Source organism: Bartonella sp. AP40SXNS, from assembly GCF_042195825.1.
Lineage (GTDB): Bacteria > Pseudomonadota > Alphaproteobacteria > Rhizobiales > Rhizobiaceae > Bartonella.
Window position 1 is genome coordinate 1 of sequence record NZ_JBHIPB010000024.1, and the last position, 8,669, is coordinate 8,669.

Annotated in this window: 8 protein-coding genes; all 8 read left to right on the forward strand. The window is 42.2% G+C overall.

Going from position 1 to position 8,669, the window contains the following annotated elements:
* Window positions 1–97: 97 nt before the first annotated feature.
* Window positions 98–523 (forward strand): hypothetical protein, encoded by a 426-nt coding sequence (locus ACFILZ_RS09030; RefSeq protein ID WP_375610955.1) that lies wholly within the window; start codon window positions 98–100, stop codon window positions 521–523.
* Between the two features lies 1 nt (window position 524).
* Entirely contained in the window at window positions 525–1,361 is an 837-nt protein-coding gene (locus ACFILZ_RS09035) for a hypothetical protein (protein WP_375610954.1), read from the forward strand.
* A gap of 7 nt (window positions 1,362–1,368) precedes the next feature.
* Window positions 1,369–2,823, forward strand: a complete 1,455-nt coding sequence (locus ACFILZ_RS09040; RefSeq protein ID WP_375682377.1) for a hypothetical protein — start codon at window positions 1,369–1,371, stop codon at window positions 2,821–2,823.
* Between the two features lie 6 nt (window positions 2,824–2,829).
* Window positions 2,830–4,965: a glycine zipper family protein gene (locus tag ACFILZ_RS09045; RefSeq protein ID WP_375682378.1), complete on the forward strand. Its 2,136-nt coding sequence runs from the start codon at window positions 2,830–2,832 to the stop codon at window positions 4,963–4,965.
* Window positions 4,965–5,612 (forward strand): transglycosylase SLT domain-containing protein, encoded by a 648-nt coding sequence (locus ACFILZ_RS09050; RefSeq protein WP_375610951.1) that lies wholly within the window; start codon window positions 4,965–4,967, stop codon window positions 5,610–5,612. Before ACFILZ_RS09045 ends, ACFILZ_RS09050 begins: the two co-directional genes overlap by 1 nt.
* A gap of 12 nt (window positions 5,613–5,624) precedes the next feature.
* Window positions 5,625–6,629, forward strand: a complete 1,005-nt coding sequence (locus tag ACFILZ_RS09055) for a phage tail protein (RefSeq protein ID WP_375610950.1) — start codon at window positions 5,625–5,627, stop codon at window positions 6,627–6,629.
* 8 nt (window positions 6,630–6,637) lie between these two features.
* On the forward strand, window positions 6,638–7,651 hold the full coding sequence (locus tag ACFILZ_RS09060; RefSeq protein ID WP_375621736.1) for a phage tail protein: 1,014 nt from the start codon (window positions 6,638–6,640) through the stop codon (window positions 7,649–7,651).
* A 7-nt stretch (window positions 7,652–7,658) separates the two neighbouring features.
* Window positions 7,659–8,669 (forward strand): phage tail protein (locus ACFILZ_RS09065; RefSeq protein WP_375682379.1); only part of this gene is annotated, 1,011 nt, incomplete at its 3' end.

Consider the following 8,669-nt stretch of genomic DNA (forward strand, 5'->3'; position numbering starts at 1 on the left):
ATCGTTATCACCGCTTTAAATTGCGTATTCCTGAAGGCGTTCATTGGAACCATATCACAGGGTTTAATGTGGATTTACGTCCTTTAGGCAGAGGGTAATGGCAAAAGTCTTTTTGACCACGTCTTGGGATATGGAGCGTATAGCACCATACCTTGAAGACATCATTGCGTCGTTTCGCGAGTATGTGGAACGTTTTAAACATGAAATCACGTTGCAAGAGCTCCTTGAAGCGATTTGCAGTGGCAAGAAACAGTTATGGCTTGTTTTGGATGATGACGAGCGCTTTTTAGCGGCATTCACGACCCAGATACAACAGACAGTTTTAGGAAAGAAGCGCGCACTGATTTGTGAATGTAGTGGCAAGGGCGTTCTTGATCAAGTTGATAATTTGACATTTGTAGAGGATTGGGCGCGTGAGAATGGGGCTTTTGAGATAGAGATTTTAGGGCGTTTAGGTTGGAAACGTGCACTGAACAAACAAGGTTATGGCATAGATATGCTTTATTATAGGAAGGAATTGTGACATGGGGAGCAGTAGACCAGCAACGACAGAACAGAAGCAGGTGCAGACAAGCGCCCCTCCTACTTGGATGCAGAATGTCTTTAAGCGTGGGGGTGCAGATGCGTATAACATGTATGACACAGGGATGGGTGGTAATGTGTATGGGGGACCTCGTGTAGCGCCGTTAAGTGATCAAACGCGCTATGGAATTGGTGGTCTTGGAAGTATTCCTCATCATTATCAAAATCGCTCTTTGATGAATACAATCTATAATCCAACGTCGGCAGCCATGAATCTTCGACATATGGCCTCTGGTGGTATGATGGGAGAAAATTCGTATTTCAAACAAGCACTTCAAGAAGCATTAGATGATTCAGACACTCAAATTAACAGATATTTCTCAGGGATTGGTCGTTATGCAACTCCTGATCACAGAGAGGAAGTGCGGAAAGGAAGAGATTCTATATACGCTCGTGCTATGTTAGAGCAATATAATCGTGATGCGGACCGCATGATGCAAGCCAATGCCATGATAGACCAAGCCAATCAAAATCAGTTGGGAGCCTCAAATAACTTCTTACAGGGTTATGGCAATGCCTATTCCAATGCCATACAGGGGGGAGGTGTGCTTGATGCCCACAATCAGAGAATTGTTGATGCCAATAGAGAACGTTGGCTGGAACAAGACAATAGCGGCTGGAATAGGTTGAATATGCTTATGAACGCCGGTCATGGCTTTGCAAGGAATTACGGCACGACAACGAATAATGTGTCAGAATCTAAGATGCATGGTAACGACCCTTGGAAGAACGCTATAGGGATTTTAGCTAGTATTGCTAATTTTGCAGGAAAAAAGTGAGGTAGTTATGCAAAATAGTAACGATAACATGTTATCAAGACTTCTTAAGTCTATGCATGTAATGAGCCAATATGTACCACGTATACGTTTCAACGATCTAGAAGACGCCAAACAACAGGCAAATAATTTACCTTATTTAACCCCTTCTTCCCCTATAGCAACTTTTGGTTCACAATCAAATCCTTTAGGTTTAGCTAAAAATACTTCACCTTTACCAGATGTAAGTTCGTCTTTAAGATCGGCAGGCAGAAAACCGTATGTACCGTCTTTAGTCCCTTCTTTACCAGTAGCGACCTTTGGTTCACAACCAAATCCTTTAGGTATGGAACCTTTGCCTAATGCAATTGAAACTTCAGATTTGGCATCATTGAAACCAAAGCAGTCTCAATTACCAGAGCCTATTTCATCTGTAGAACCACAGAAGTCTGTACAGCCACAACAGAGTACTGTTCCTCACCAAGATACTGGTTCTCAACAGAGTTTTTGGGATTACTTGCGTAGTCCTGAGTTTTTACAAAGATTATCAGATTATGGGATTGGTTATGCATTATCAGATGGGACGATAGCACAAAGTTTAGCGAATGCAGCTATGAATCTTCGTCGTGGTGATATGGAAAGAGAAAAAAGAGGACAGGTTAATCAGACCGTCGAATACCTAAAATCTAAAGGGTACAGTGAAGAAGAAGCTGCTATTATGGCACGTAATCCGCAAATGCTTAGTGCGATGCTAACAGGTGGTGATACTCCTAAGTTACCTCTGGGGCATCAATGGTATATCAATCCGGAGACAGGTGAACGTGAAGCGAGACCGATTAAAGGATCTCTACAGGAATTGGAGTATAATCAGAAAAAACGAGACATAGAAGAGTGGGAAACAAATAAGAGAGAGTATGTGAAAGAAGTTGCATTAGAAATTGATAATACTATGGGTGCGGTTAATCATGCCATTAAACTTATAGAGAGTGATCCAGATTGGGTTGCTGGTAAAGGTGGTACGGTTACTCAAATTTTCCCAGGATCTGATGCCAAAACATTAAAATATCTATTTACTCAGATTCAAGGCGGTGTCTTTAAGCGAGTGATTGCATCAATCAAAAAACAAAGTAAGAATGGAACCGTAGGTGTTGGTCCATTATCTGAGAAAGAAAGCCAGTGGTTAGTATCATCTTATGGTACTTTAGATATTAGTGACAAGCCTGAAGTATTACATACAAGACTTTTAAATATTAAGAAGATGCTTGCACATTTTCAAGAATTTAATAATGAAGAAATTTATAGGTTATCACATGGATTGGAAGTAAAAGAGCGTAAAAAAGACCCTTCTCAATCTTTTACTAATGGGTTGGTGTCACAAGGAGGTAGTGAAAATATACCAAAGATGAGTTTAGAAGAGGCATCTATTAAGGATAACGTACTTTATTTTGTGGATAGTTCCAGTGGTGAATTTCTGGTTAAGGAGTAAATATTAATGGCCCCTTATAAGACTTCTGGTGCGATTAATTCTCAATATGTATATGCTAAGAATGGGACACGTTTTCGTGTAGTTGAAGATTCTGCTGAGATTGAAAAGATTATAAGATCAAATGCTAACAGTTCTTCTTCATCTTCTCCTCGATATGTATACGCTAAGAACGGAACACGTTTCCGCGTAGTTGAAGATCCCGCTGAGATTGCGAAGCTATCTAATCAATCAACTACAACAGATGATTTCTCATTTGATGATAAAGATCTTACATGGTGGGATGCGGTTATGAGAAATAGCGCGTCTGGTGCGACGGCAGATTATTTTGACGAAATGAAAGCAGCCAATGAAGCGGGTTTTATAGATTATTGGCGTGGTGATAAGAAAGCAGAGGAGATATATAATAGAAGAGTAGCCAAGGAACGTGCTTACCAAAAAGCCTTGCAAGAGAAACATCCTATTTGGTCTTCTATTGCTTATGCTGTTGGTTCACTTGTACCGACAGGACTCTCACTTTTTGTGCCTCCATTAAGGGCTTTGGCTCTTGCAAAGCATATGTCAACATTTGGAAATATTGGTAAGGCGATGATGTTCGGGGCAGGTTCAGGAGCTTTACATGGTTCAGGGGCGGGAGAGGGGCTTTCTGGTCGTCTTATATCGGCAGGGATTGGTGGTGGTATTGGAACAGTAGCTGGTCCTATTGGTTCTCTTGCCGGTACAGTTGCTTCTTGGGGTACAAAAAAAATGGCAAGGGGATTGCAACATGTTCCCTATATTCCCTTTATGAAAGGAGGGCGTTTTAATCCTGCTCATAAGGAAGTTCAAACCAAAGCGGTTAGGGAAGTTGCAAAAACATTATATGATGATGGTGTTGAGAATGTTGCAGAGCGTCTTGGCTCTGCGCCACGCCATGCATTTTTGACAGATATCAGTCCAAATTTAGAAGTATCCCTTGCGAATATGGGGACAACAAATGCGCGTGTTTCTGAACTTTTGAAAGGAGCACATGGGGAACGAGTGCAGAATGCTATTCACCGTATTGGTCAGTCGGCAGATGAAAACATTACACCTCTCCAAGATACGAAAGTTTTAAAAAGAGTACTTAAAGAGCAAGGAGCAAGAGAATATACACCTCTTTATGCACAAGCTTATCGTACTCCAATAGAAAAAAGGTATTATCCAGCTCTTAATAGGCTTTTTAAAAATCAATGGTTTCAAGATGCTCTCAAAGAAGCAGTTGATACTTTAAAAGGAGACCCACGCAAAGCAATTGCTCAACGATTTTATGATAAAAATTTTCCCCATATTAACTATAAGCCTACGATGGAATTATTAGATCAAGCTAAGAAGTCTCTTGATAATCTTCGCGACAAGTATAAAAATTTTGGTGATAATCAAAAGTCTTCAGGGTACCAAATGCTTAAGAACAATTTGGTAAAGATAACGGATGAAATCTCTCCTACCTATAAAGCAGCCCGTAGTAGTGTAGCAAAATATGAAGGTTTTGAAGAAGCGATAGAACAAGGCAAAAACATTGTACAGAGAGATGTTTCTGGAGAGGGGATTAAAGAAGGTCTTCGTAAAGGAGCAATGTCTAGTGGTCTCAATACTTATCATGTAGGGATGAGAGACTATATTGATGATCTATTAAAAGGTTCGCGTCCTGTTAATAGACTTTCGAATATTTTACAAACGGGTCGTATGTCAGATAATCTAAGCAGATCTTTAAGCTCTAAAAACATTCATGGGTTTAGAAAAGCTGTAGAGGATGAAAGGTTCTATGAAGATGCGGCGCAAAGAGCCCTAAAACCGTTTCAGGGAACGCCCGAACCTAATTATTTAACAGGTGTTAATATACCGTATGGAAAAACTAGTGCAGCACATGCAGGGGCAAAAATTATACAAAATATTTTATCTGATACGATTAGAAAATTGCCACAAAAAGAAAGGCAAATACTTGAACGTGATATAGCGAAATTAGCAACTTTTGGCGTTAAAGGTATGAACCAGCAGGAAGTTGCTCAAATGTTACAAAGATTTATACAATTACATAAAGCAGGAATTGGTAGTGACCATTTTTGGCATTTCATTTCTTCGGCAGCGTTAGGAGAAGCGGGAAGATTTTTAAGGAGTAAGGGTTAATGACCCGTTCTAGTCCTTCAGTCGATCAAGCGATCCGTCAAGCAGCAGCGCGATATGGCTTACCAGAAAGCTATTTATACCGTGTTGCGCAAGTGGAAAGTGGAGGCAATCCGAATGCAAGGAATCCCCGTTCTTCTGCGGGTGGGTTGTATCAATTTATAGACAGCACCGCCAAGCAATATGGTTTGCAAGACCGTTTTGACCCCATGCAAGCGGCAGATGCCATGGGGCGGTTGACGCTTGATAATCGCAATCATTTAAGCCGCCTTTTGGGAAGAGCGCCTAGTGAAGCGGAGTTGTATTTAGCCCATCAACAAGGAGCAGGAGGAGCCGCGCGGCTTCTTCAAAATCCCCATGCCAATGCGGCGCAAATTGTTGGGAGCAATGCGGTTGGCTTGAATGGTGGAAACAACGCTATGCGTGCAAGTGATTTTGTCAACCGTGTATTACAGATGTATGGGGGGCAGCCTCATAGAGCAAGTCCTACAGCGCATGGTGGCATTAGAAATAGAGACAACTTGTTAGAGGTTTTAAGGGCATTATTAGCATCACAAGAAGAGGCTTCGGAAGAAGAAGAGAGTGATGATGATAATCCTTTGATGACGCAATTCATGCGGGCATTTTACGGACCATTTTACAGAAGCTAGGATTCACGAGAAATGTCAACGATTTATGATTGGTCGCTTAGAGCGTCGGATAATACGCGCGTGGATAATTTGATTGATTGGTCCGAAGGACAGCATCCTAGCAGTGTGAACACAAGCGCCCGTGTGATGATGCAGCGCGTAAAGGAATACTTATCAGACACGGGTGGAGAGCTTGAAGGCATTGTTACAAGTGATCATGTCCAACAAACGAGTGTGATAAGACTTGCAAGCACTTCACAGTTTTTAGAGTATAAGAATGGTATCGTTTTGCGCTTTATGGCTATGGGTAAGAATGTTGGAGCGACCACGATTGTCTTAAATGCTTTAGATGGCAAGCCGGTTTATAAAGCAACGGAAACGGGTTTATCGCTTTTATCAGGGGGGGAAATCCAACAAGGGTGCATTTATACATTGTTTTATAATGGAGATCATTGGCATCTTGTTAATCCTACCCCACTCCCTTTAGAAGAAGAAGAAAGCAATCTTTATCCCACGGGTTTTATAGGAACGTTTGGAATGCGCGGGATTCCAAAGGATTGGTTAATTTGCGATGGGAAGGCTTATTTGCGTCGTGATTATGGTGATTTATTTGAGACGATAGGAACGGTTTGGGGAGAGGGTGATGGCGCCACGACATTTAATGTTCCCGATTTTCGAGGGATGTTTTTACGGGGGCTTGATGGAGGGCGCAATATTGATGAGGGGCGTTCTTTTGCAAGTGTGCAAACAGATTTAATTGAGTCGCATCAACATCAAGGACAGAGCCTTTCGATGTCTCATTTTACCAGCAACGAAAACTTTTGGGATGGGAATACGACGGATGTGTTGGGCTATCGTCTAGGCTTGTTTGGGGGGAGCTCTCTAGCGAATTTTATGGGCATAGAGCGTGAGAATTTAGGGGGCTACATTGTAAGTTCTCATACTCTTGATGAGAACCAAGAGGTTGTTTTGGAGAGCACTGGTGAAGGCGAGACGCGTCCAGTTAATGTGAGTGTTCTGTTTGCGATTAAGACATGAGGTGTAAGATGTCGACGATCTATGATTGGTCTTTAAATGCCTCCTTGAATGCCTATTGTGATGATTTGATTGATTGGTCAAAAGGACAACGTCCTAGTAGTCTGAATAATAGTGCTCGTGTGATGATGCAGCGTGTGCGTGAATATTTATCGGATACGAGTGGTGTGATTGAAAGCACTTTTACGGTTGATGCTGAACACCAGACGACGTTGATAAGACTTCAAAGCCAATCGCAATTTTTAGAGTATAAGAATGGGATATCAATTTATTTTAAAGCGAAGGGCAAGAATGTTGGGGAAACCGCAATTGCCTTGAATGATTTGGCGGCTAAACCTGTTTACAAGGCGACGGAATTAGGTCTCCGTGTTTTATCGGGAGGCGAGCTTCAAAGGGGGTGCATTTATAGCTTGGTTTATAGGGATCATGCTTGGCAAGTTTTAAATCCTACGCCTCTCTCTTTATCGCAAGAGCCGGTTATCCCTGTTTATCCACTAGGGACGATAGGGATTTTTGGGATGCAAGTTTTGCCAGATGGCTGGTTACCATGTGATGGGAAGGCTTATTTGCGTAGTGATTATCCTGCTCTTTATGAAGCGATAGGGATCAGGTGGGGAGGCGCTGATAGTTGGACGAAGTTTAATGTTCCCGATTTGCGTGGTGTTTTTTTACGAGGTGTTGATGATGACCGCGAGATAGACCGCTTTCGTTATCTTGGCACTTTACAAAATGACGCAATGAGAAAGCATGACCATGGGGGTCAATCCTTTACGATTTTGAATGATGAAAATCAGGAAGAGAGTTGGCATGGTGATATGACGATCATCTGGGGATATGTGTTGAATGACCAGCAAAGATTGAAGCTTGCTGAACGTTTGGGCGTGAGAGCAGAGGATATACGCGTGCACCATAAGCTCGCCTTTCCCCATTCCCACCTTCACATGCGTGATGTTGCATTGGCAAGTTCAGGTATAAGTGAGACGCGCCCGATTAATATGAGTGTTGTGTTTGGAATCAAGACGTGAGGTTTAGATGTCCACGATTTATGATTGGTCTTTAACGGCATCTGAGAATGGTGGTGCTGATGCTTTAATTAATTGGTCAGAGGGACAGCACCCTAACACGGTTAATAATAGCGCTCGTTTTATGATGCAACGGGTAAGTGAGTATTTATCGGATACGGGGGGTGTGCTTGAAGGGATTGTGACGGTTGATAATAACCAAAAGACGAGCGTGATAAGGCTTCTAAGTCAATCGGCATTTTTAGAGTATAAGAATGGCATATCGGTTTGTTTTAAAGCGAAGGGCAAGAATGTTGGGGCGACAACAATTGCTTTAAATAATTTAGCCGGTAAGCCCGTTTATAAGGCAACAGAAACCGGTTTATTAGCCTTATCGGGAGGAGAGATACAAGATGGCTGTCTTTATACGCTTGTGTATGATGAAGAGCTTACGGGTTGGCAAGTTCTCAACCCGACAAGGGGCAAAGTTTCTTCCTTAAAACGTTTACCTTCCGGTCTGATAGGACCGTTTGCAATGGAGCGCTTGCCGGATGGTTGGTTGCCATGTGATGGAAGTGCTTATTCACGGTATGTTTATTGGGATTTATTTTCTGCGATAGGAACGACGTGGGGAGAAGGAGATGGCGCCACGACGTTTAATGTTCCCGATTTTCGGGGGCTATTTTTACGGGGACTTGATAATGAACGCAATTTAGACCCTTGGCGTTCTTTTGCAAGTATACAACCCTGTTCTTTAAAAGCGCATGAACATTTTATAGGTCCAGCGTCATCAGAAGGTCTTTCTTCTCGAAAAAAACGGGATGTTTCTTCTACTGAAGCGCCCGTGACAAGGCGAAAGAGAGCTATAGACGAAGAGTGTGTAGGTTTGAGTGGGGATGCTTTGGACAAGTGTAATCAAGAATTTGACCAAATAGCAGGAAGTCCACAGGTAGAGACTCCCTTTTGGTTTACAGAAAAAGACAAGCCGCCGCGTTTACCTTGGTTTATCAGGAGCCCCTTTGCTAATTTTTTATATTATTCA

What these genes read in the sequence shown, in the direction of transcription:
- ACFILZ_RS09055 (WP_375610950.1), top strand. Translation starts at nt 5,625, where the DNA reads ATGTCAACGATTTATGATTGGTCGCTTAGAGCGTCGGATAATACGCGC.
- ACFILZ_RS09060 (WP_375621736.1), top strand. Translation starts at nt 6,638, where the DNA reads ATGTCGACGATCTATGATTGGTCTTTAAATGCCTCCTTGAATGCCTAT.
- ACFILZ_RS09045 (WP_375682378.1), top strand. Translation starts at nt 2,830, where the DNA reads ATGGCCCCTTATAAGACTTCTGGTGCGATTAATTCTCAATATGTATAT.
- ACFILZ_RS09035 (WP_375610954.1), top strand. Translation starts at nt 525, where the DNA reads ATGGGGAGCAGTAGACCAGCAACGACAGAACAGAAGCAGGTGCAGACA.
- ACFILZ_RS09050 (WP_375610951.1), top strand. Translation starts at nt 4,965, where the DNA reads ATGACCCGTTCTAGTCCTTCAGTCGATCAAGCGATCCGTCAAGCAGCA.
- ACFILZ_RS09030 (WP_375610955.1), top strand. Translation starts at nt 98, where the DNA reads ATGGCAAAAGTCTTTTTGACCACGTCTTGGGATATGGAGCGTATAGCA.
- ACFILZ_RS09040 (WP_375682377.1), top strand. Translation starts at nt 1,369, where the DNA reads ATGCAAAATAGTAACGATAACATGTTATCAAGACTTCTTAAGTCTATG.